The organism is Pseudomonas sp. JAI115 (assembly GCF_014200835.1).
Lineage (GTDB): Bacteria > Pseudomonadota > Gammaproteobacteria > Pseudomonadales > Pseudomonadaceae > Aquipseudomonas > Aquipseudomonas putida_A.
Genome location: NZ_JACHCY010000016.1, coordinates 44,208 through 67,390, shown reverse-complemented (window position 1 = coordinate 67,390; position 23,183 = coordinate 44,208). Strand labels below are relative to the sequence as shown.

Sequence of the window (23,183 nt, the reverse complement as noted above, 5' to 3'; positions counted from 1 at the left end):
CTAGCATTGGCACTTCACTGTTCTGGAAGTGCCCATGCCTGCGCCGACTCACCCCCGCCCCCACACTGAAACCCTGCCAAACGGCTTGCGCGTGACCCTGCGTCAGGTGCCCGGCTTGAAGCGCAGTGCCGCTGCGTTGCGGGTGGCTGCCGGTAGCCATGATGTGCCACTGGAGTGGCCGGGGCTGGCGCATTTCCTTGAGCATCTGCTGTTTCTCGGCACTGAGCGTTTTCCTGCGAGTCAGGCGCTGATGGCCTACGTGCAAAGTCACGGTGGCCAAGTGAATGCAAGCACCCGTGAACGCACCACCGACTTCTTCTTCGAACTGCCGACCTCGGCCTACAGCGCCGGGCTTGAGCGCCTGTCAGACATGCTCGCCCAGCCGCGTATGAATTCGCACGATCAGTTGCGCGAACGGGAAGTGCTGGACGCGGAATTCGTCGCGTGGTCGCAAGATCCGACGGCTCAGCAGGAACTGGCGTTGTACGAAGGGTTGCCCGCTACACATCCGCTGCGCGGGTTTCATGCGGGAAATCGCGACAGCCTGAAAGTTGAGTTACCAGCGTTTCAACAGGCGCTGAAAGATTTCCACCGGCAGTTTTATCGCACCGGACAAATGACGCTGAGCCTGGTCGGGCCGCAGAGCATCGAGGAATTGCGCGTACTGGCGCAGCAGTTCGCCGCCGTGCTGCCGGTTGGGGATAAGGTCGAGCAAGCAGCGCCGCTGCCATTGGCGGTAAAAAGTTATCAACAGGTCGGCGAGCGAAGCGGCAATCTGTTGTTCGCTTTCGAAGCGCTGCCCGACTCGTCCGCCGAAGCGCTGGCGTTTCTCTGCCATTGGCTGAACAGCGCCAAGCCCGGCGGGCTGCTCGCCCATTTGCAGCAACACCGCCTCGCGGATAGTTTGAAAGCCGTGCCGCTGTATCAGTTCGCCGGGCAAGCGCTGCTGCATCTGCAATTCACCGCCCCCGCCGAATCCCTGAGCGTCATTGGTGAACAACTGCTGGACTGGTTGAGCTTCTTTGCCGCGCAACAGGACTGGGCAGCGCTGCGCGAGGAGTACACCAGGCTGCTTGAGCGTCAGCAGCAAATCAGCAGCGCCCTGCAACTGGCGCGGCTCGACAGTGAACAACGCGAACACGGTCTGTCGGAAAACGGCGTTGTTGCGCTCAAACAGATCCTGCGCGACATCGGCGTTGTGGATAACTTCAGCGACCATTGGCATCTGCCTGCCGCCAACCCTTTCCTGCGCTCCAGCGAACCGCTGGCCAACGCCGGCCTGATTCGCGGCCAGACCAGCGCCCATCGTGGCTTGCGTACTTTCGCTCAGGATCGCTCGCGCGGTCGGCGTGAGCGTTCGCCGATGCAATTCAGCCAGGCGTTGCCGGATCATAGCGACCACGGCGCGATTTACTTGCGTTGGCAAACGCAGGCGGCGGCCGGCACAGATCTGCAAGGCAAGCTGCGACGCAGTCTGCGGGAAACGCAGGAAGATGCGCGGCAGGCCGGCGTCGAGTTGGCGTTCAGTGCCACCGGCACGCAGTGGCTGCTGAAACTGACGGGCCTGCAGGAGCCGATGCCCAGTGTCCTCGAACACGCGCTGAAATGTCTGACGCAAATTGACGCCGATTCAGCGAGCGCAGAGCCAGAAACACCGTTGATACCGATCCGCCAGTTGCTCAAGGCGTTGCCTGAATATTGTCTGTCATCGGCCGTCGAGTCGAACGACGTCAAACAGCTGTGGACAACTTCGCGCTGGGACGGACTGGCCCTTGGTCTCAACGCACAGACGCAATCGGCCATGGGCCTGGCCCTGAGCCGCATCCCCGGCACACCGGACAATCAATTGCCGGCAGCACCGACGATCAATACGCAACATCTGTGGAGCCACATCGACACCGCGTCCAGCGAGCATGCGTTGCTGCTGTTCTGCCCGACCGCCAGCCGCGAGATCGCCGACGAAGCCGCCTGGCGCCTGCTCGCGCAGCTGTGCCAGACACCTTTCTATCAGCGCCTGCGGGTCGAATTGCAATTGGGCTACGCAGTGTTCAGCGCCTTGCGACAGATGCATGGCCAGAGTGGATTGCTGTTTGGTGTGCAGTCGCCAAATACTGCGCCAGTTGAAATGCTTGGGCATATCCAGCAGTTCCTCGAGGGCATTCCTGCGCTGATCGAAAACCTCGATGAAGAGGACTTCAACCAGCAACGCCAGTCACTCGCGGATCAGTTCGATGAGAGTCATCTGTCCGGCAAAGACGCCGCCGAGTTGCTGTGGCAGGCCAAGCTCGCCGGCCACTCGTCGGATTATCTGGCGCAACTGCACACAGCCATTAGTCAACTGAAACGCTCAACATTGCTGGAGGCAGCGCAGCGCTTGCTCAACGCCAAGGGCGGCTGGCGCTGCCTGGCCAGCGAATCGTCACCCGGTGCGCCGTGGCAAGCGACAAAATGATCATTACCAAGGCTGCAAGGAGCTTTCTCAAAGATTCACGGGCAATACCGTTGAAATTTTGAGTAACATAGCAGCCTAACTATTTGGAACATCCCTGCGCTGCCGTGGACTATAACTATGGACAGCGCTATCCCACCCACCCAATGAGGAGTCACCCTATGTCCTGGACAAAACCGGCTTACACCGACCTGCGTATCGGCTTCGAAGTCACCATGTACTTCGCCAGCCGCTGAGTTCTGCCTACGCAGACTTGCAGTGCAACGCCTCGGCTCGCCGGGGCGTTTTATTTTCAGCGTTGAAAGATGGGAGCGTTCATGTTCGTCCAGATTCTGGGTTCGGCCGCCGGTGGCGGATTTCCGCAGTGGAACTGCAACTGCGTCAATTGCGCAGGCTTTCGCGACGGCAGCCTGAATGCCAAGGCCCGTACCCAATCGTCCATCGCAATTTCCGATGATGGCGTGAACTGGGTGCTGTGCAACGCTTCGCCGGACATCCGCGCGCAACTGCAGAGCTTCGCCCCGATGCAACCGGGCCGTGCACTGCGCGACACCGGCATCAGCGCGATCATCCTGATGGACAGCCAGATCGACCACACCACCGGCCTGCTCAGCCTGCGCGAAGGCTGCCCGCATCAGGTCTGGTGCACGGACATGGTTCACGAAGATTTGAGCACCGGTTTCCCGCTGTTCAAGATGCTCACCCACTGGAACGGCGGTTTGAGCTGGAATCGCATCGAGCTCGACCAGAGCTTCACCGTTGCGGCCTGCCCGAACCTGCGCTTCACCCCGCTGCCATTGCGCAGCGCCGCGCCACCGTATTCGCCGCACCGTTTCGACCCGCACCCGGGCGACAACATCGGCCTGATCGTCGAAGACCTCAACACGGGCGGCAAACTGTTTTACGCCCCGGGTCTAGGCAAGGTCGACGCGCCGCTGCTGGAAATCATGGCTGACAGCGACTGCCTGCTGGTGGACGGCACGCTTTGGGAGGACGATGAAATGCAGCGCCGTGGCGTCGGCACCCGCACCGGTCGCGAGATGGGCCACCTGGCGCAGAACGGCCCCGGCGGCATGCTCGAAGTGCTGGAGCAGTTGCCCGAGCAGCGCAAGGTGCTTATCCACATCAACAATACCAACCCGATTCTCGATGAAGATTCGCCGGAGCGCGCGGAGCTGGCGCGGCGTAATGTTGAAGTGGCGTTTGATGGCATGAGTATTGTGCTGTAAGCCGCAGATACCGATGCGCGGCCCTTCGCGAGCAGGCTCGCTCCCACATTTGGAATGCGATCAACCTGTGGGAGCGAGCCTGCTCGCGAAGAGGCCAGTGCAAACAGAAAAGATTTCTAGGGTTGTTCCCCGGAGAACCGCAATGACCGACACCCCGCTGTCCCCCAGCGAATTCGAAGCCGCCCTGCGCGCCAAAGGCGCCTATTACCACATCTACCACCCGTATCACGTGGCGATGTACGAAGGCCGTGCCACCCGTGAGCAGATTCAGGGCTGGGTCGCCAACCGCTTCTACTATCAGGTGAACATCCCCCTGAAAGACGCGGCGATCCTCGCCAATTGCCCGGATCGCGAGATTCGCCGGGAGTGGATTCAACGCCTGCTCGACCACGATGGCGCCCCCGGTGAAGACGGCGGGATCGAAGCGTGGCTGCGTCTCGGTCAGGCGGTCGGCCTCGACCCGGATCAACTGCGCTCCCAGGAACTGGTGCTGCCCGGCGTGCGTTTCGCCGTCGATGCCTACGTCAATTTCGCTCGCCGCGCCAGTTGGCAGGAAGCCGCCAGCAGCTCGCTTACCGAACTGTTCGCGCCGCAGATCCACCAGTCGCGTCTCGACAGCTGGCCGCAGCATTACCCGTGGATCGACCCGGCCGGTTACGAATATTTCCGCACTCGCCTGGGTCAAGCGCGGCGCGATGTCGAGCATGGTCTGGCGATCACGCTCGAGCACTACAAGACCCGCGAGGGTCAGGAGCGCATGCTGGAAATTCTCCAGTTCAAACTGGACATTCTTTGGAGCATGCTCGATGCCATGAGCATGGCTTACGAACTGAACCGCCCGCCGTATCACAGCGTCACCGAGCAGCGGGTCTGGCACAAAGGAATCACCCTATGAGTTTTGATCGCAGCAAGATCCCGACCTGGCGTCCCGGCTACCGTTTCCAGTACGAACCGGCGCAAAAAGGTCACGTGCTGCTCTACCCCGAGGGCATGATCAAGCTCAACGACAGCGCCGCGCTGATCGGCGGTTTGATCGACGGTGAACGCGATGTCGCGGCGATCATCGCCAAACTCGACGAGCAGTTTCCCGGCGTGCCCGAGCTCGGTGAAGACATCGAGCAATTCATGGAGGTTGCCCGTGCGCAGCACTGGATCGAACTTGCCTGAAGCATCGGTGCAAGTACCGCCAAAACCTGAAGTCGGCCTGCCGCTGTGGTTGCTCGCCGAGCTGACCTACCGTTGCCCGCTGCAATGCCCGTACTGCTCCAATCCGCTGGATTTCGCCGAGCAGGGCAAAGAGCTGAGCACCGAGCAGTGGATCAAGGTCTTCCGCGAAGCGCGGGAGATGGGCGCGGCGCAACTGGGCTTTTCCGGTGGTGAACCGCTGGTGCGTCAGGACCTCGCCGAACTGATCCGTGAAGCGCGACAGTTGGGTTTCTACACCAACCTGATCACTTCCGGCATCGGTCTGACCGAGCAAAAAATCAGCGACTTCAAAAAGGCTGGTCTCGATCACATCCAGATCAGTTTCCAGGCCAGCGACGAGCAAGTGAACAACCTGCTCGCCGGCTCGAAAAAAGCCTTCGCGCAGAAACTGGAAATGGCTCGCGCGGTGAAGGCCCACGGCTATCCGATGGTGCTGAACTTCGTCACCCACCGGCACAACATCGACAAGATCGACCGCATCATCGAGCTGTGTATTGCGCTCGAAGCGGACTTCGTCGAGCTCGCCACCTGCCAGTTCTACGGCTGGGCGCAGCTCAATCGTGTCGGCCTGTTGCCGACCAAGGAACAACTGGTGCGTGCCGAACGCATCACCAACGAATACCGCGCCAAACTGGAAGCCGAAGGACATCCGTGCAAGTTGATTTTCGTCACTCCGGACTACTACGAAGAACGCCCGAAAGCCTGCATGAACGGCTGGGGTAGCATCTTTCTGACGGTTACCCCGGACGGCACTGCCCTGCCCTGTCATGGTGCCCGACAGCTGCCGGTACAATTTCCCAATGTGCGCGACCACAGCATGCAGCACATCTGGTACGACTCGTTCGGCTTCAACCGCTTTCGCGGTTACGACTGGATGCCCGAGCCGTGCCGCTCCTGCGACGAGAAGGAACAGGATTTCGGCGGCTGCCGCTGTCAGGCGTTCATGCTCACGGGGGACGCGAGCAATGCCGACCCGGTGTGCAGCAAGTCCGAACATCACGGCGTGATTCTCAAGGCCCGCGAAGAAGCCGAGACCGCCACTCAGACCATCGAACAACTGGCCTTCCGTAATGAACGAAACTCACGCCTCATCGCCAAGGGCTGAGCCTTTCAGCGCCGCCCAGGCCGTCGCCGCCGGAATGGACTTCGCCGAACTGCAACTCGGTGCCAACGGTTTATTCTGGAATGAATATCGCCCGGAAGAGGCCGAGTGCCGGATCTGGCACTGGCGCGACGGTGTGGCGAAATGTCTGACGCCGAATGGCTTCAGTGTGCGCAGCCGGGTGTACGAATACGGCGGTGGTGCGTTTTGTCTGACGCCAAGTGGAGTGGTTTTCGTCAATGAGGCGGATCAGCAGTTGTATCGGCAGACGCTGGATGGCGCGCCCGAGGTGCTGACTTCTGGCGAGTGTCGTTATGGCGATCTGCATTTTGCTTTCGGCCAGGTGCTGGCGGTCGAGGAACTGCGCGACCAGCATCGGCTGGTAGCGATTGGTCTGGCCGACGGCACCCGGCATTTGCTGGCTGAAGGTGCGGATTTTTATGCAGCACCGGTGATCAGCCCGGACGGTTCGCGATTGGCCTGGGTCGAGTGGAGTCGGCCGCATCAGCCTTGGACATCCACGCGATTGATGGTGGCCGAGCGTCTGGCTGAGGGTGGCTTTGGCGCACCGCGTTGCGTGGCGGGGGCTGACCTTGAAGAGTCGATCCAGCAACCCCGGTTCGATGCAAAAGGACGCTTGTTGTGCCTGACTGATCGCGGCGGTTTCTGGCAGCCGTGGGGCGAAACGTCCGACGGTTTGCAGCGACTGCCCTGCGCCGAGGCCGATCATGCGCCCGCCCCGTGGCAAATGGGTGGCAGCACCTGGTTGCCGGTGGGCGATTCGTTTCTGGCGAGTTGGAGCGAAGGTGGTTTTGGTCGCCTGGCGCTCAACGGTGAAGACTTCACCGGCAATTACAGCCGCTTCCGGCATCTGGCGCTGGATCAGCAATTCATCTACTGCATCGCCGCCTCGCCGATCAGCCCCTCGGCGGTCATCGCCATTGATCGCGCTACCCGCGAAGTGAATGTGCTGGCTGGCGGTGTGGCGCCTTTGCCGGCCGAGCGCATCAGCCGTCCGCAGACCTTGCGCTACCCGAGCGGCAGCGGCGAGGCTCACGGCTTCTTTTATCCGGCGATGAACGACGAAGCCCGGCCACCACTGGTGGTGTTCATCCACGGCGGCCCGACCTCGGCCTGCTACCCGATGCTCGACCCGCGCATTCAGTACTGGACGCAGCGTGGTTTCGCCGTCGCCGATCTCAACTATCGCGGCAGCAGCGGTTATGGCCGCGAATACCGTCAGGCGTTACATCTGAGTTGGGGTGAGGTGGATGTCGAGGATGCTTGCGCGGTGGTGGAATATCTGGCCGAACAAGGTCTGATCGACGGAGCGCGCGCCTTTATTCGCGGGGGCAGTGCCGGGGGTTACACCACGTTATGCGCGTTGGCGTTTCAGCAGGTGTTCCGCGCGGGCGCCAGCCTCTATGGCGTCAGCGACCCGGTGGCACTGGCCCAAGCGACCCACAAGTTTGAAGGTGATTATCTGGACTGGCTGATCGGCGATCCCGAACAGGATGCCGAGCGCTACGCCGCCCGCACGCCGCTACTGCATGCGAGCAACATCCGTGTGCCGGTGATTTTCTTCCAGGGTGAACTGGATGCGGTGGTGGTGCCGCAACAGACCCGCGACATGGTCGCGGCGCTGGAGCAAAACGGCATCCCGGTCGAGGCGCATTACTACGCCGAGGAACGCCATGGCTTTCGCCGGGCGGTGAATCAGGCGCATGCGTTGGAGCAGGAGTGGAAGTTTTATCGGCGGGTGATGGGGTTGGCGGACTGATCACCGCCCCAATTCAAAATAGCGTCGTCCCATTCGCGAGCAGGCTCGCTCCCACATTGGATCTGTGTTGTGCACAAAATCCCCTGTGGGAGCGAGCCTGCTCGCGAAAGCTATCTATCAGGTGCCGCTGAACTCAGCGCTTGGCGATGATGTACACCGCATGCACGATCCCCGGAATGTAACCGCACAGCGTCAGCAGAATGTTCAGCCAGAACGCCCCGCCGAACCCGACCTGCAGAAACACACCCAGTGGCGGCAACAGAATAGCGATGATGATACGAATGAAGTCCATGGGTCAGCTCCTGAATGGGGGTTGGCTCACATGAGCCATACAAGCTAATCGACCTGCGCCGTTCGTCAGGGTTCACTGTAAACGCCATTTGATCGCCACCATCGGGCACAAAAAAATGCCCCACGCCAAAAGAATCAGGCGTGGGGCGTGCGTTATACCGCGAGACGGTTCTTCAAATCGGGTAGGAAACTTCAGCTCAGACGGCAATCCCTTTGCGGCATTGCAGTTGCGCGGTACGCACTCGCGAGAAGGCGCGGGCCAGGCGCAGGAGCATTTCGTCGATGTTGGCCTTGCTGACGCTGAGTGCCGGGGTGAAACGCAGGCAGTTGGCTTGCGGCGCGTTGAGCAGCAGGCCTTCATGCAAGGCGGCTTTGACTACGGCATCGGCGGAATCCTCTGACAGGCTCAGTCCCCAGAACAGACCTTGCCCGCGCAACTCGCCATGGCCGTAACGGTGCGCCAAGCGAGCGAGTCCCTCGCGCAGGTGCTGGCCGAGGTCTTTGACCTGTTCAAGAAATGCCCGGTCCTGCACGCTATCAAGCACCACCAGGCCGGCCGCGGTCATCAGTGCATTGCCGTGATGAGTGCCGCCCAGTTCACCCGCATCAAAGCAGCAGGCCTTGCCACGGGCCAATAACGCCGCCAGAGGAACACCGCCGCCGAGGCCCTTGCCGAGCACGACGATATCGGCGCGCACACCGTAGGACTGTTCCGCGAGCAAAGTGCCGCAGCGACCGATGCCGGTCTGCACTTCGTCGAGGATCAGCAGAATGCCCAGCTCGCGGCATAAGCGCTCGACGCCTTTGAGGTAATGCTCGGTGGCCGGAATCACCCCGGCATCGCTCTGGATCGGTTCGAGCATGATTGCCACGGTTTGCGCATCGACGGCGGCATGTAACGCAGGCAAGTCATTGAACGGCACCAGATCGAAACCCGGCAGCAACGGTGCGAAGCGGTTGTGCAGGTTGCAACTGTCCGACGCGGAAATCGTTGCCAGGCTGCGGCCATGGCAACCCTGCTTCGCAACAATGATCCGCGAGGCGCCGCCACGATGCAGTTGGCCCCATTTGCGCGCCAGTTTGATCGCCGCTTCACAGGCCTCGCTGCCGCTATTGAGCAGGTAAGCCTGATCGCTGGAAGTGCTGGCGCACAGGCGCTCGGCAAGGCTGAGCACGCCGCGGTTGTGCAGATTGAAACCGGGATTGATCAACGCCTGGGCCTGACTGGCGATGGCCTTGACCAGCGCCGAAGGGCTGTGGCCGAGGCTGTTGGCGCCGCCGGCCTGGGAGAAGTCGAGATAAGCGCGGTCGTTGCTGTCCCACAACCAGGAGCCCTGGCCGCGCACGAAGACCTGCGCCGGTCGCTCGACGCTGGGCATCAGTCGCTCGGCATTCAGGTTATCGCCTGCCTGGGGTGGACCGGCCTCGAAAGCGAGGTCATCGAGACTCGGCGCCTGACGCCGCAGACTGAACAGATTCATTGCAAAAAACCTCGCTTGAGGTTTTTTGAACCGCCTATGCAAACACTGTCGAAGCAAACGCTATTCATCGCGCTCTCTGGCCCTGTAAGCCTTGTGATTGCGGTTAGACTAGGCTCACTGACGGCTTCGGGCCATTTCGATTTACCAGCATTTTCGATAAGCATTACTTATGGATTTCAAACAACTGCGTTATTTCGTCGCGGTCTACGAAGAGGGCCATGTCGGTCGGGCCGCCGAACGCCTGTCGATTTCGCAACCGGCGCTGTCGCAGCAGATTCGTCAGCTCGAACAGAACCTCGACGTCACGCTGTTCGAACGCAGCAGCAAACGCCTGTTGCCGACCCTTGCCGCGCACACGCTGTACAACCACGCCGTGCCGCTGCTCGACGGTTTGCAGCGGGCGCGGGAAGCGCTGGGCAACTTCAAGGGGCAGGCCTTGCGTACGCTGGCGATCGGCGTACTGCAAACCGTGCACACCAGCCTTGTGCCGCAAATGCTCGAACGGGTGCGCAAGGCGCAGCCGCATCTTGTGGTGCAGATCTATGAACTGACGGGGCTGGAGATCGAGCGCCGTTTGCTCAACGGCTCACTGGACATCGGCATCAGCTACCTGCCGCCGCGCCAACCGGGGCTGCATGGCGTGATGTTGTATGAAGATGAGCTGACGCTGGTCATCCCGGCGGATCACCCGCTGCGTGAATTCAAGAAAGTCTCGATGCGGCAAGCAGCGGAATTACCGATGTTGCTGCTGGGCGAAGAGTTTCAGATCCGGCAGATCTGGCAGGCGCAACTGACCAGCCTGGGTCGGCGCCCGCAAGTGCAGGCAGAGCTGAACAATATGCTGGGGATTCTCGACAGTCTGCCGCACACCAGACTGGCAACGGTGCTGCCTGGGCGCTCACAGAGGGAATACGACGAGCAGGATCTGCTATGGAAGCCGTTGAGCGAACCGCGGGTGCCGCTGAAGGTTGGGCTGGTGTGCCGCGACGTGCAGCGTCAGCAGGCGTCTCTGGCGTTGCTGCGCACGTTGCTGGAAGAAGTGATTCAGCGCGAGGACAAACCGCTGAAAGCAGCGCCGCCACTGGATCCGCTGGCCTGATACTTTTCTGCAGGCAAAAGAAAACCCCGCCGAAGCGGGGCTTTGCAGACTGTTTCCCTGACATCCATTTCACTCCGCCACCCTGGCAGAATCCTACGTGTCCGTGTTGTTGCTTTGCGCTTCCTGCGCGACGTCCATGAGTTGTAGATTAGCTGTGGATCCAATCTACGCCTATGGGAGAACAGCAGCACGTCATGTAAGAGAATGCTTACATGACGTTACATCATCAGAACTGCTCAGCATTCAGCAGGAACAGCGACTCGCTACCCGCCTTCACCGACGCGCTCAACGAGTGGATACGCGGCAGCAGACGGGCGAAATAGAACCGTGCGGTGCCCAGCTTGCTGGCGTAGAAATCGTCCTGCGCTTCTTTGCCCAGTGCGGCTTTCGCCATCAGTGCCCACATGTAGGCATAGGCGGTGTAGCCGAACGCTTGCAAATATTCGACCGAGGCCGCGCCGATTTCGTTCGGATTGGTTTTCGCCCGATCCAGCAGCCACGCCGTCAGCTCGTCGAGGGTGCTGACGGCATCGTTCAGCGGCTTGGTGAATTCGCCGAGGTCAGCGCTGGCGGTCGCGGTGAAGTGGCGGATCTCGTCGGCGAACAGCTTGTAGAACGCGCCACCGCTACCGACGATCTTGCGCCCGACCAGGTCCAGCGCCTGAATGCCGTTGGTGCCTTCGTAGATCTGGGTGATGCGCACGTCACGCACCAGTTGCTCCTGGCCCCACTCGCGGATGTAGCCGTGGCCGCCAAAAATCTGCTGACCGTGGACGGTGGTTTCCAGGCCCAGGTCGGTGAGGAATGCCTTGGCCACCGGAGTCAACAGTGCGACCAGATCTTCTGCGCGCTTGCGGGTGGTCGCGTCTTCGCTGAACTTGGCGGTGTCGAGTTGCATCGCCACATAAGTGGAGAAGGCGCGACCGCCCTCGTTCGAGGCTTTCATGGTCAGCAGCATGCGACGCACGTCCGGGTGGACGATGATCGGGTCGGCGACCTTGTCCTTGTTCTGCGCGCCGGTCGGCGAACGGCTCTGCAGACGATCGCGCGCATATTCGACGGCGTTCTGATAGGAACGCTCGCCGCTGGCCAGGCCTTGAATACCGACGCCCAGGCGCTCGTAGTTCATCATGGTGAACATCGCCGCCAGGCCCTTGTTCGGCTCGCCGACCAGATAGCCCACAGCTTCATCGAAGTTCATCACGCAGGTCGCGGACGCCTGGATGCCCATCTTGTGTTCGATCGAACCGCAGTTCGCCGGGTTGCGCGCGCCCAGGCTGCCATCGGCATTGACCATGAACTTCGGCACCAGGAACAGCGAAATGCCTTTCGGGCCAGCAGGTGCGTCCGGCAGTTTCGCCAGCACCAGGTGGATGATGTTCTCGGTCAGGTCGTGCTCACCGCCGGTGATGAAGATCTTGGTGCCGCTGACCTTGTAGGAACCGTCGGCCTGCGGTTCGGCCTTGGTGCGGATGATGCCCAGGTCGGTGCCGGCGTGCGGCTCGGTCAAGCACATGGAACCGGCCCAGATGCCGGCGTACATGTTCGGCAGGTAGGCAGCCTTCAGCTCTTCGCTGGCGTGGGCGTTGATCGACAGGCAGGCGCCGGCGGTCAGCATCGGGTACAGGCCGAACGACAGACTGGCGGAGTTGACCATCTCTTCGACCTGCGCCGAGACAGCCTTGGGCATGCCCATGCCGCCGTAGGCCGGATCGCCACCGACACCGACCCAGCCGCCTTCAGCGTAAGTCTGATAGGCCTGTGGGAAACCGGCCGGGGTGCTGACGGCACCGTCCTTCCAGTGGCAGCCTTCTTCGTCGGCCGCACGGCTCAGTGGCGCGATGCTTTTGCTGGTGACCTTGCCGGCTTCTTCGAGAATGGCTTCTACGGTTTCTGCATCGACAGTCTCGGCCAAGGCCGGCAGTTCGGCCCAGAGTTTGGCGACTTCGAATACTTCATTGAGGACGAAGCGCATATCGCGCAGCGGCGCTTTGTAGTCAGCCATGGCAAACCTCGCAAGATCTAAACAGGTGATTCGTGGAAGAGTGTTTTCGTTGAGGCCGAGTGTACCTCAACAACTTTTGCGACACATAGGGTCAACCGGTGACTGATTTGTTATTTTTGGTCACCAGCATTCAGAGATAAAAGAAAGCCCGCAATCAGCGGGCTTTTGAGTGATAACGTGCGGCTTGAGTCAGCCAGCAGCGCTGTCCATCCGCACCGCGCCGCGACGGTTCTGTCCGAACGCCATGACGCAGTTACGCCCGGCGCCCTTGGCACTGTATAACGCCTGGTCGGCGGACTTGAGGACTTCTTCCGGCGTCCGTTGCTCGACGCGCTCGGCGACGCCGATACTGACCGTGACCGACACACTGGAAGCACCGCTGCCGCTACGACGCTGACGACCTTGCTGATCGTCCTGCGGACGGTTCTCCTGATTGCGCAACTGGATGTTATAGGAGGCAATCGACTCGCGAATCACCTCCAGATGCGGCATGCACTCCTCGAGGGTTTTGCCCGCAAACACCAAGGCGAATTCCTCACCACCATAGCGATATGCCCTACCGCCACCGCTGATTTTCGACAGCTTGCTGGCGACCAGTCGCAACACTTGATCACCGACATCGTGACCGTGGGTGTCGTTGAATTTCTTGAAGTGATCGACGTCGCTCATCGCAAGCACATAGTTGCGGCCCAGACGCTGCATTCGCTCATTGAGCGCGCGCCGCCCCGGCAGACCGGTGAGTTCATCGCGGAAGGCCATTTGATAGGCCTCATGCGCCACGGCAGCGGCAATCATCAGCATCACCTGACTGCACATGATGTTCAGGGTGAACGGCAGGATGAAAGTTTTCGGCAGCATCCAGAACACCCCGAGCAACCCGACCAGCTGCGCCGCGTGCAGTGGACGCGGATTGCGCCAGTATTGCCAGGCCAGCAACAGGAATGCCGAGAGGAATACCGGATAGGACATCTGAATCAGGCTCATCCAGGCGCCGTGCAGCGCCGGCCAGCGGATTTCCGAGAGCCACATCAGCAGCGCCTGCGGATAACTTTGTTCAAGCCCCAAAGCAACACTGCCAAAGGCCAGCAACACGGCGAAGCGCGCGACCATGTCCTGGAACAAATGCGTACGTTCCTGCCACGCGGCGAACAGCCCGAACAGCAACGGCAACAGCAGACAGACCAGGTGAAACACCACGGCGGCGTCTTCGCGCACCTTGCCATTGTCGCGGTAATAGTCGGTCTGGGTGTCGAGCAAAAAGTAGGCGATGTACACCGTGAGCATCAGAAACAGCTCGCGCTGACGTCGGTAAACCGCACAGTAAGCGCCGCCCAACAGCAGAACCAGGGTCGGCAACACGTTGAACAGCGAAGTGAAGAACACGTTGAGGTCTTTGACGTACGCAGCCGCCAACCCCGCGAGCAACAACAGCAGTGAAGGTAGGAAATGGCTGAAACGTACAGCGGAAGAACGCGGCAAGGGTAAAGCTCCGACCCGTCATATCAAAGAGATGGCATTGTGCCTGCAATGTGGCCAGTTAAGCACACACAATGTGATCCAGATCACACGCAGTCTCTTTAACGGCAGAAAACCCGGGTTTCTGAGCGATTCAGCAACAAAAAAACCGCTGACCCCGAGGGAGCAACGGTTTTCGTCAGACCGCGTTGAGGCTTAGTAGCCCAGTGCGAAGTCTTCTTCTTTCATGTCCATCAGGTTGTTGGCGCCCGACAGCATGGTGGCCACGTGGGTACGGGTACGTGGCAGGATGCGCTGGAAGTAGAAGCGCGCGGTTTGCAGCTTGGCGGTGTAGAACGCGGCGTCGCCGGTGCCTTCTGCCAGCTTCTCGGCTGCCAGACGTGCCATGTCGGCCCAGAAGTAGGCCAGACAGGCGTAACCGGAGTACATCAGGTAGTCCACGGAGGCCGCGCCGACTTCTTCACGGTCTTTCATGGCTGCCATACCGACCTTCATGGTCAGCTCGCCCCACTCTTTGTTCAGTGCAGCCAGCGGTGCAACGAATTCTTTGACGGCTTCGTTGCCTTCGTTGTTCTGGCAGAACTTGTGGACGATCTTGGTGAAGCCCTTCAGGGCCTCGCCTTGAGTCATCAGCACTTTACGGCCCAGCAGGTCGAGTGCCTGGATGCCGGTGGTGCCTTCGTACAGCATCGAAATGCGGCTGTCGCGAACGTTCTGCTCCATGCCCCACTCGGCGATGAAGCCGTGGCCACCGTAGATCTGCACGCCGTGGTTGGCGGCTTCGAAACCGACTTCTGTCATGAACGCCTTGGCGATCGGCGTCATGAACGCCAGCAGTGCGTCGGCCTTCTTCTTCTCTTCTTCGTCGACGCCGTATTTGACGATGTCGACCTGCTTGGCGGTGAAGTACACCATCGCGCGGTTGCCTTCGGCGAAGGCCTTCATGGTCAGCAGCATGCGACGTACGTCAGGGTGCACGATGATCGGGTCAGCGGCCTTGTCCGGCGCTTTCGGGCCAGTCAGGGAGCGCATTTGCAGACGATCGCGAGCGTATTTCAGGCCACCCTGGAAGCCGATCTCGGCGTGGGCCAGACCTTGCAGCGCGGTACCCAGACGTGCGGTGTTCATGAAGGTGAACATGCAGTTCAGGCCTTTGTTCGCCGGGCCGATCAGGAAACCGGTGGCGCCGTCGAAGTTCATCACGCAAGTGGCGTTGCCGTGGATGCCCATCTTGTGTTCCAGCGAACCGCAGCTCACTGCGTTGCGCGCACCGATGGTGCCATCGGCGTTCGGCAGGAACTTTGGAACGATGAACAGGGAAATGCCTTTGGTGCCAGCCGGAGCGTCCGGCAGGCGGGCCAGTACGATGTGGACGATGTTGTCGGCCATGTCGTGTTCACCGGCCGAGATGAAAATCTTGGTCCCGGAAACCTTGTAGGAGCCATCAGCCTGAGGTTCGGCCTTGGTGCGCAGCATGCCCAGGTCGGTGCCGCAGTGCGGTTCGGTCAGGCACATGGTGCCGGTCCATTCGCCGGAAACCAGTTTGGTCAGATAGGCTTCTTGCTGCTCAGGGGTACCGTGCTCGGAGATAGTGTTCATCGCGCCGTGCGACAAGCCTGGGTACATGCCCCACGACCAGTTGGCTTCACCGACCATTTCGCTCACAGCCAGACCCAACGACTCCGGCAGGCCTTGACCGCCGTGCTCGACGTCGTGCGCCAGACTTGGCCAGCCGCCTTCGACGAATTGCTTGTAGGCCTCTTTAAAGCCAGTCGGGGTTTTCACACCGGACTCGCTCCAGGTGCAGCCTTCGAGGTCGCCCACGCGGTTCAGCGGTGCCAGTACCTGCTCACAAAACTTGGCGCCTTCTTCAAGAATGGCGTCAACCATGTCCGGCGTTGCTTCGGAGCAAGCTGGAAGGCTCTGATAGTGCGCTTCGTAGCCGAGCAGTTCGTCACGAACGAAGCGAATATCACGCAAGGGGGCCTTGTAGTCAGGCATAGCGATAAACCTCTGCTGATGTAACCGGGAATGAACGACCGCGTTGATTTGTTGTGACGGTCAAACAGTTGTTTGAAACATACGTTTACGCCGAAATCTTGTCAAGCGTCGATCTTTTGCCGTTCGTCATGACTTTTTTCAAATGCCGGACACGGCAAACCGCCATGAACTGCAAAGCGCCACGGGCAATGAAAAAAGATTAGTTGAGGGAGAAGGACTTACAACGAAAAACGCCGCGACAAGACGCGGCGTTCGGCAGGCAGGAGGCGCGAAAAATCAGGCAAACGTATCGATGATCGTACCGAGCATTTCATCGGAAGCCTTGGCGACCTTGGTGCCCAGCTCTACCTGAAACTTGCCCTGGGCCATTTCGGCCATGGCGCTGCCCGGATCCATTTGCTGACTGCGGTCGATACCGCGCAGACGATCGACCTGCGCCTCGGAAGACTGGCTGGTGACCGAACGCTCGATAGTGTTGTTGGCGATCTGACTGGCCGCCTGATCGACACGGTTCTGACCGGTCTGAATCGTGCTCAAACCCGCATAAAAAGCTGTGTTACCGGAGATTTCCATGGGAGTTCTCATCCTTGGGAAGGATCAATGGTTGCCATTGAAGCAGAGGCGCCAGAAAAACACCCGTCAAAAATACTGATGGCACAGTGCCTAGTCATAGCCAAAAACATTAATCGAGCAGATCGAGTTGCAGATGATCAGCCACCGCCTCGGCGCTAAGCGACTTCAGTTTCGGTACCCGCCCCAGACACGGCGCGGGAATCCGCTCGGCCAGCGTCGCCAGATTCTCTTCCAGACGCGAGGTTTTCGGATCGATGATATTGGCCACCCAACCGGCCAGCTGCAGGCCATCGCGGGCAATCGCCTCGGCCGTCAGCAAGGCATGACTGATGCAGCCCAGGCGCACACCCACCACCAGAATCACCGGCAGCTTCAACGCGATGGCCAGATCCGACAGATTGTCCTGATCGGCCAACGGCACCCGCCAGCCACCCGCCCCTTCGATCAAGGTGAAATCGGCATTCAGCGCCAGAATTTCGCGCATCGGCGCCAGCAACGATTGCACAGTCAGCGCGACGCCGGCCTCACGCGCTGCCAGATGCGGCGCGATGGCCGGCTCGAATGCCACCGGATTGACCTGTTGATAAGTCAGCGGCACCGAACACTCGGCGAGCAACGCCAGCGCATCGGCATTGCGCAACCCCTTGGGGGTGACCTCGCAACCCGAGGCAACCGGTTTCCCCGCCGCCGTACTCAGCCCTGCCGAGCGCGCAGCATGCAGCAACCCGGCAGCCACGGTGGTCTTGCCGACATCGGTGTCAGTCCCGGTGATGAAATAGGCTGCGCTCATAAGGGTTTCTCCAACACGGCGTAGACCACCTGGTAAGTCGCCGGCAATCCCTGTGCCTGACGGAACTGCTCGTAAGCCTCGATCAAGCCGAGAATCCGCGCGCGTCCGGTCAAGCCACCCGGCCGACCGGGGTTCAGATTGTGCGCGCCGAGTGCCTTGAGTTCGTGAGTCAGGCTGCGCACATCCGGGTAGTGCAACACATGCGCCTGATTCTGCAGACTCACCGTACGCAAGCCACTGGCGGCACACAACTGCTCATACCGGGCGAATTCGCGGAAGCGGTTGACGTGCACCAGACCATCGACCTGCCGCCAACTGTCGCGCAACTCGTACAAGGTCCCTACACAAAGACTAGCAAACGCGAAAATCCCGCCCGGCTTGAGCACACGAAAGGCTTCGCTGAGCACCGATTCGAAGTCCGCACACCACTGCACCGCAAGGCTGGAAAAGATCAGCTCACAGGTTGAATCCTGCAACGGCAGACGTTCCGCATCACCCGCGATGAAGTGCTGCGCGCCGCCCAATGGTCGTGCGTGATTGAGCATGCCCTCGGCGATATCCAGCGCCAGCCCCTGACCTTCGACATATCGCTCGGCCAATGCGCGAGTGAAATAGCCGGTGCCGCAGCCCAGATCCAGCCAGCGTGCCGGCACAAAACCCGCTGGCAAGCGCGCGAGCAACTGCGAACCGACGTCGCGCTGCAACTCGGCAACGCTGTCGTAGCTGGCCGCCGCACGGGAGAAAGAGGCCGCGACCTGGCGCTTGTCGGGCAAGCCGCCGGGCAGCGCAACAAGAGACAAATCAGTCATCACCGCACTCGTGTAGAAAAGCCTGGATCGCTCCCGCCACGCCATGGGGGTCTTCCAGAAGAAATGCATGACTGGCCTGTTCGATCAGACCAATTTCGATATCCGGCAACAGGGCGAACAACGCCCCTGCCGCTTCTGCCGGCACCAGGCCGTCCTGACCGGCGAACAAGTGCAACTGCGGGCCGCGAAACGCCTGCAACGCTTCGCGCGTGTCGATCTGCGCCAGCAGTTCAAGCCCGACCATCAACGCTTGCGGCGAAGTGGCCGGCGCGCCACCCAGCAGCAGCCGCGACATGCCGCGCGGGTTCTGCGCGCCCTGAGCACACAACAACGAGAACCGTTTTAGGGTCATCCGCGGGTCGGTCTGGCAACTGGCGAGAAATGCATCGAACGTCTCGCCCGGCATCGCACTCGGCCAATGCTCATGGGCGACAAATGAAGGATTGCTCGCCAGCGTCAGCAGCCCGCAGCAACGCTCGCCGCGACGTGCTGCCAGTTCAGAGGCAAGCATGCCGCCCAGCGACCAACCGCCCAGCCACACGTCTTGAGGAATACATTCATCGAATTCGTCGAGCCAGTCCTGCAAATCGCTGGAATCGAGTTCCGGCAACGGCTCGATCTCGACATGCAAATGTTCGTCGAGTCCCTGCAATGCCGCAGCCAGAGGTTCCAGCGGCGAAACACCGAGCCCCCATCCGGGCAGCAGAATCAGGCGATCACGCATGGCTTGGCTCCGGCGGCAGTTGGGCAACGCAATCGGCCAGTCCTTCTAACAATAGCTGCACCTGCTCCTCGCTGTGGGCAGCGGTCAGGGTCACGCGCAGACGTGCACTTCCTGCCGGGACGGTAGGCGGACGGATTGCCGTGACCATCAAACCGCGCTCGCGCAACATCTGCGAAAGGCGCACGGCGCGACCGGCATCGCCAATCAGGATCGGCTGGATCGGGGTGAAACTGTCCATCAGTTGCAGACCGATCTGCTCGGCGCCGTGGCGGAACTGGCGGATCAGCGTCTGCAAATGTTCACGACGCCAGTGTTCCGTGCGCAACAACTCCAGACTTTTCAGCGTCGCACAGGCCAACGCCGGTGGCTGGCTGGTGGTGTAGATGTAGGGCCGGGCGAACTGGATCAGGCTTTCGATCAGCTCTTCACTGCCGGCGACAAAAGCACCCGCCGTCCCGAACGCCTTGCCGAGGGTGCCAACCAGCACCGGCACATCGTCCTGACTCAAGCCGAAATGCTCGACGATCCCGCCGCCATTGGCACCGAGCGGGCCGAAGCCATGGGCATCATCAATCATCAGCCACGCGCCTTTGGCCTTGGCCTCGCGCGCCAGCGCTGGCAGATCGGCGAGATCGCCGTCCATGCTGAACACGCCGTCGGTGACCACCAGCGTGTTGCCGGTGGCTTTCTCCAGGCGCTTGGCCAGGCTGCCGGCGTCGTTGTGCAGATAACGATTGAAACGCGCGCCGGACAACAGACCGGCATCCAGCAACGAGGCGTGATTGAGCCGGTCTTCCAGCACCGTATCGCCCTGCCCGACCAGCGCCGTGACCGCGCCGAGATTGGCCATGTAGCCGGTGGTGAACAGCAACGCACGCGGCCGGCCGGTGAAATCGGCGAGGGCTTCTTCCAGTGCGTGATGCGGGCCGCTGTGGCCGATCACCAGATGCGACGCTCCGCCACCGACGCCCCAGCGCTCGGCACCGGCGCGCCAAGCTTCGATCACCTGCGGGTGATTGGCCAGTCCAAGGTAGTCGTTGTTACAGAACGCCAGCAACGGCTGGCCGTCGACCACCACTTCAGGCCCTTGCGGGGACTCGAGCAACGGACGCTGGCGGTAGAGATTTTCGGCACGGCGGGCAGCAAGGCGTGCGGCGAGATCGAAAGACATGCAGGCCTCGACAGTCAGATCAGATGAATCAAGACGGACACAGACCCTGTGGGAGCTGGCTTGCCAGCGATGACGGTGGCACATTCAACATAGATGTCGACAGCCAGTCCGCTATCGCTGGCAAGCCAGCTCCCACAGTGTTTTGCATCGCATCAAAAACTTAGATGGCAGCGTTATAGAACTGCTCGCTGCTCTTCTGCTCCACCAGCGCCTGCTCGATCGCGGCCTGATGCACTTCATCGGCATGCTCTTCGCGCGCTTCCGGTTGAATGCCCAGACGCGCGAACAGTTGCATGTCCTTGTCGGCCTGCGGGTTGGCAGTGGTCAGCAGTTTGTCGCCGTAGAAAATCGAGTTGGCACCGGCGAAGAACGCCAACGCCTGCATCTGCTCGTTCATCGCTTCGCGGCCGGCGGACAGGCGCACATGGGATTGCGGCATGAGGATGCGCGCCACGGCGAGCATGCGGATGAAGTCGAACGGATCGACGTCATCGGCGTTTTCCAGCGGCGTGCCGGCGACTTTCACCAGCATGTTGATCGGCACCGATTCCGGATGCTCCGGCAGGTTGGCCAACTGGATCAGCAGGTTGGCGCGGTCGTCCAGCGACTCGCCCATGCCGAGAATGCCGCCGGAGCAGATCTTCATTCCCGACTCACGCACGTAGGCCAGCGTCTGCAAGCGTTCGCTGTAGGTGCGGGTGGTGATGATGCTGCCGTAGAACTCAGGCGAGGTGTCGAGGTTGTGGTTGTAGTAATCGAGGCCAGCCTTGGCCAGCGCCTCGGTCTGTTCCTGATCGAGACGACCGAGGGTCATGCAGGTTTCCAGGCCCATGGCCTTCACGCCTTCAACCATCTTCAGCACATACGGCATGTCTTTGGCCGACGGGTGCTTCCACGCGGCCCCCATGCAGAAACGGGTCGAGCCGATGGCCTTGGCGCGAGCAGCCTCTTCGAGGACTTTCTGCACTTCCATCAGCTTTTCTTTTTCCAGGCCGGTGTTGTAGTGACCGGACTGTGGGCAGTACTTGCAGTCTTCCGGGCAGGCGCCGGTCTTGATCGACAGCAGCGTGGAAACCTGCACGCGATTGGCGTTGAAATGTGCACGGTGCACCGTCTGCGCCTGGAACAGCAAGTCGTTGAATGGCTGTACGAAGAGCGCTTTGACTTCGGCTAAAGACCAGTCGTGACGCAGGGTGGCAGAGGTGCTGGCGCTCATGGGCAGTTCCTTGGTTATGCTTGGCTGGCGGCTGTGGGAACGGAATACCCACAGGCGCGACACGGATGTTCGGCATATTTAAGGAAGAGTCATGCGCTGTCAACCACGACACGAAGCACAGGTTTACATCTGTTTAAAAAACGTACAAAGCTGTTTGTTGTGCGATGAACCCGCAGAAGCAGAAGTGCCAATCTGCGTCGCCTGCGAAACCGATCTGCCCTGGCTCGGCGACCACTGTCAGACCTGCGCCTTGCCGCTGCCCGGCGCTGGACTGACTTGCGGCGGGTGCCTGCTAGAGCCGCCGGCGTTCGAACAGGTGGTGGTGCCGTGGCGCTATGACTTCCCGGTGGACAGTTTGATTACACGCTTTAAACACAACGCGAAATGGCCGTTTGGTCACCTGCTCGCCGACGTTGCCGGACAATACCTGCAACATCGCTTCGATGAGGGATTGCCACGGCCCGATGTATTGTTGCCGGTGCCACTGGCGGGGAAACGTCTGCGTCAACGCGGGTTCAATCAAGCGGCGATGCTGGGGCGATGGTTAAGCCAACAGCTGGATCTGCCTTTTGAGGAGCAGGCTCTACGACGAATTCACGATACCAGTGCCCAACAGGACCTCGACGCCAAGGCGCGCAAGCGCAACTTGCGTCACGCCTTCGCTGTGGCCCCTGATGCCGAGGTGAAAGGTCGGCACTTCGCGTTGATTGATGATGTGCTGACCACCGGCGCCACGGCCCAGGCACTGGCGCGATTGTTGAGGGATGCGGGCGCTGCAAGAGTCGACGTCTATTGTCTGGCCCGCACGCCAAAACCCGGAAACTGAAACCGACACAATCCCTTGTAGGAGTGAGCCTGCTCGCGATAGCGCAATTACTGCCAACATTGATGCTGACTGTTCCACCGCCATCGCGAGCAGGCTCACTCCTACAAGAGCACTGTGTTTGGCTTGACTGATGCGTCGCAAGCCGCCAACTTCACTCTCCACCGCCACCGTGAAAAAGCACCCATCCATGTCCCTGCCCACCCTGCTCTCCCAGCACATCGTCCGCCGTCCGCAGCGCATCGCCCTGCTGCAACACATTGCCGAACAGGGCTCGATCACCCGCGCCGCAAAAAGCGCCGGGCTGAGTTACAAAGCGGCGTGGGATGCGATCGATGAGCTGAATAACCTGGCGCAGAAACCGCTGGTGGAACGTGCGGTCGGCGGCAAGGGCGGCGGCGGCGCCAGGTTGTCCAGCGAGGGCGAACGGGTGTTGCGTCTGTATCAAAAGCTGCAGGCCTTGCAGGCACAAGTGCTGGAGGCCGCTGAGGACGCCAGCGATCTGGATCTGCTCGGGCGATTGATGCTCAGAACCAGCGCGCGCAACCAGCTGCACGGCAAAGTCGTGGCCATCGAGGGTCAGGGCCGCAACGACCTGATTCGCCTCGAACTGGCCGAAGGCCTGTGGATCAACGCGCAGATCACCCACGACAGCACCGTGCACCTGGAACTGCAACCGGGCACCGAAGTGGTGGCCTTGATCAAGGCTGGCTGGCTTGAACTACTGCCCCCGGAGCAAGTTGCAACATCTGGACACAATCTTCTGAGCGGCACTATCGAAGCCATTCTCGATGCCGAAGACGGCCCCAGCGAAGTGCGCATCGCCCTGCCCAACGGCCAGACGCTTTGCGCTCTCGCTGAGCCGCTGCAGCTTCGCACCCGCAATTTGAGTGTCGAGCAACCGGTGCAGGTGCAGTTCTCGCCGTCCAATGTGCTGATCGGCACACCACTCTAATCA

21 protein-coding genes are annotated in these 23,183 nt (G+C 60.8%); 10 read left to right on the top strand and 11 right to left on the bottom strand.

All coding sequences use genetic code 11. The features are described 5' to 3' along the window. Positions 1 to 34: 34 nt before the first annotated feature. The 7 genes from pqqF to HDC30_RS24790 all read left to right on the top strand — a co-directional run bounded on the left by pqqF (position 35) and on the right by HDC30_RS24790 (position 7,766). A complete protein-coding gene (pqqF, locus tag HDC30_RS24820) occupies positions 35 to 2,452 on the top strand; it encodes a pyrroloquinoline quinone biosynthesis protein PqqF (RefSeq protein WP_183785553.1) in 2,418 nt (805 codons plus the stop codon). Between the two features lie 158 nt (positions 2,453 to 2,610). After that, positions 2,611 to 2,685, top strand: a complete 75-nt coding sequence (pqqA, locus tag HDC30_RS24815; RefSeq protein WP_003422658.1) for a pyrroloquinoline quinone precursor peptide PqqA — start codon at positions 2,611 to 2,613, stop codon at positions 2,683 to 2,685. Between the two features lie 81 nt (positions 2,686 to 2,766). After that, entirely contained in the window at positions 2,767 to 3,678 is a 912-nt protein-coding gene (pqqB, locus tag HDC30_RS24810; RefSeq protein ID WP_183785551.1) for a pyrroloquinoline quinone biosynthesis protein PqqB, read from the top strand. Between the two features lie 142 nt (positions 3,679 to 3,820). Beyond that, a complete protein-coding gene (gene pqqC / locus HDC30_RS24805; RefSeq protein WP_096796665.1) occupies positions 3,821 to 4,573 on the top strand; it encodes a pyrroloquinoline-quinone synthase PqqC in 753 nt (250 codons plus the stop codon). Beyond that, positions 4,570 to 4,845 carry a pyrroloquinoline quinone biosynthesis peptide chaperone PqqD gene (gene pqqD, locus HDC30_RS24800; RefSeq protein WP_003228880.1) on the top strand — a complete coding sequence of 92 codons (276 nt, stop codon included), beginning with the start codon at positions 4,570 to 4,572 and terminating at the stop codon, positions 4,843 to 4,845. Before pqqC ends, pqqD begins: the two co-directional genes overlap by 4 nt. Further along, complete coding sequence (pqqE, locus tag HDC30_RS24795) at positions 4,817 to 5,989, top strand: pyrroloquinoline quinone biosynthesis protein PqqE (protein ID WP_045121967.1); 1,173 nt, start codon at positions 4,817 to 4,819, stop codon at positions 5,987 to 5,989. Before pqqD ends, pqqE begins: the two co-directional genes overlap by 29 nt. Next, the gene (locus HDC30_RS24790) at positions 5,955 to 7,766 is read left to right on the top strand and encodes a S9 family peptidase (protein ID WP_183785549.1); all 1,812 of its coding nucleotides are present in this window, start codon (positions 5,955 to 5,957) and stop codon (positions 7,764 to 7,766) included. The genes pqqE and HDC30_RS24790 overlap by 35 nt, the downstream gene beginning before the upstream one ends. 133 nt (positions 7,767 to 7,899) lie before the next feature. On the opposite strand, the gene HDC30_RS24785 is transcribed toward HDC30_RS24790, so the two are convergent. Both HDC30_RS24785 and HDC30_RS24780 read right to left on the bottom strand, forming a co-directional pair. Beyond that, positions 7,900 to 8,058, bottom strand: coding sequence for a YqaE/Pmp3 family membrane protein (locus HDC30_RS24785; protein WP_003228885.1), 159 nt, complete (start codon positions 8,056 to 8,058; stop codon positions 7,900 to 7,902). A 196-nt stretch (positions 8,059 to 8,254) separates the two neighbouring features. Next, positions 8,255 to 9,538, bottom strand: a complete 1,284-nt coding sequence (locus HDC30_RS24780; RefSeq protein WP_183785547.1) for an aspartate aminotransferase family protein — start codon at positions 9,536 to 9,538, stop codon at positions 8,255 to 8,257. Between the two features lie 169 nt (positions 9,539 to 9,707). Between HDC30_RS24780 and HDC30_RS24775 the strand changes: the two genes are divergently transcribed. Then, positions 9,708 to 10,637 (top strand): LysR family transcriptional regulator, encoded by a 930-nt coding sequence (locus HDC30_RS24775; protein ID WP_047596451.1) that lies wholly within the window; start codon positions 9,708 to 9,710, stop codon positions 10,635 to 10,637. Positions 10,638 to 10,863: 226 nt separating this feature from the next. Here HDC30_RS24775 and HDC30_RS24770 read toward each other — a convergent pair whose 3' ends face one another. From HDC30_RS24770 to bioB, 9 genes are all read right to left on the bottom strand, one after another. Continuing rightward, positions 10,864 to 12,642, bottom strand: coding sequence for an acyl-CoA dehydrogenase C-terminal domain-containing protein (locus tag HDC30_RS24770; RefSeq protein WP_027610696.1), 1,779 nt, complete (start codon positions 12,640 to 12,642; stop codon positions 10,864 to 10,866). Between the two features lie 189 nt (positions 12,643 to 12,831). Continuing rightward, positions 12,832 to 14,121 carry a GGDEF domain-containing protein gene (locus HDC30_RS24765; RefSeq protein ID WP_027610695.1) on the bottom strand — a complete coding sequence of 430 codons (1,290 nt, stop codon included), beginning with the start codon at positions 14,119 to 14,121 and terminating at the stop codon, positions 12,832 to 12,834. Between the two features lie 192 nt (positions 14,122 to 14,313). Beyond that, positions 14,314 to 16,119 (bottom strand): phenylacyl-CoA dehydrogenase, encoded by a 1,806-nt coding sequence (locus HDC30_RS24760; protein WP_095137437.1) that lies wholly within the window; start codon positions 16,117 to 16,119, stop codon positions 14,314 to 14,316. Between the two features lie 276 nt (positions 16,120 to 16,395). Further along, complete coding sequence (locus HDC30_RS24755; RefSeq protein WP_003228898.1) at positions 16,396 to 16,692, bottom strand: hypothetical protein; 297 nt, start codon at positions 16,690 to 16,692, stop codon at positions 16,396 to 16,398. Between the two features lie 109 nt (positions 16,693 to 16,801). Continuing rightward, positions 16,802 to 17,482, bottom strand: a complete 681-nt coding sequence (gene bioD / locus HDC30_RS24750; RefSeq protein WP_098965936.1) for a dethiobiotin synthase — start codon at positions 17,480 to 17,482, stop codon at positions 16,802 to 16,804. After that, positions 17,479 to 18,291, bottom strand: a complete 813-nt coding sequence (gene bioC / locus HDC30_RS24745) for a malonyl-ACP O-methyltransferase BioC (protein ID WP_183785545.1) — start codon at positions 18,289 to 18,291, stop codon at positions 17,479 to 17,481. The genes bioD and bioC overlap by 4 nt, the downstream gene beginning before the upstream one ends. Further along, complete coding sequence (locus HDC30_RS24740) at positions 18,284 to 19,015, bottom strand: alpha/beta fold hydrolase (protein ID WP_183785543.1); 732 nt, start codon at positions 19,013 to 19,015, stop codon at positions 18,284 to 18,286. Before HDC30_RS24740 ends, bioC begins: the two co-directional genes overlap by 8 nt. Further along, a complete protein-coding gene (gene bioF, locus HDC30_RS24735; RefSeq protein ID WP_183785541.1) occupies positions 19,008 to 20,186 on the bottom strand; it encodes an 8-amino-7-oxononanoate synthase in 1,179 nt (392 codons plus the stop codon). Before bioF ends, HDC30_RS24740 begins: the two co-directional genes overlap by 8 nt. A 160-nt stretch (positions 20,187 to 20,346) precedes the next feature. Further along, positions 20,347 to 21,402: a biotin synthase BioB gene (gene bioB, locus HDC30_RS24730; protein WP_086793534.1), complete on the bottom strand. Its 1,056-nt coding sequence runs from the start codon at positions 21,400 to 21,402 to the stop codon at positions 20,347 to 20,349. 91 nt (positions 21,403 to 21,493) lie between these two features. Between bioB and HDC30_RS24725 the strand changes: the two genes are divergently transcribed. Together HDC30_RS24725 and HDC30_RS24720 are read left to right on the top strand one after the other, a co-directional pair. After that, complete coding sequence (locus tag HDC30_RS24725; RefSeq protein ID WP_183785539.1) at positions 21,494 to 22,228, top strand: ComF family protein; 735 nt, start codon at positions 21,494 to 21,496, stop codon at positions 22,226 to 22,228. Positions 22,229 to 22,415: 187 nt separating this feature from the next. Beyond that, positions 22,416 to 23,180: a TOBE domain-containing protein gene (locus HDC30_RS24720; protein ID WP_096796678.1), complete on the top strand. Its 765-nt coding sequence runs from the start codon at positions 22,416 to 22,418 to the stop codon at positions 23,178 to 23,180. The last annotated feature ends 3 nt before the right edge of the window (positions 23,181 to 23,183 follow it).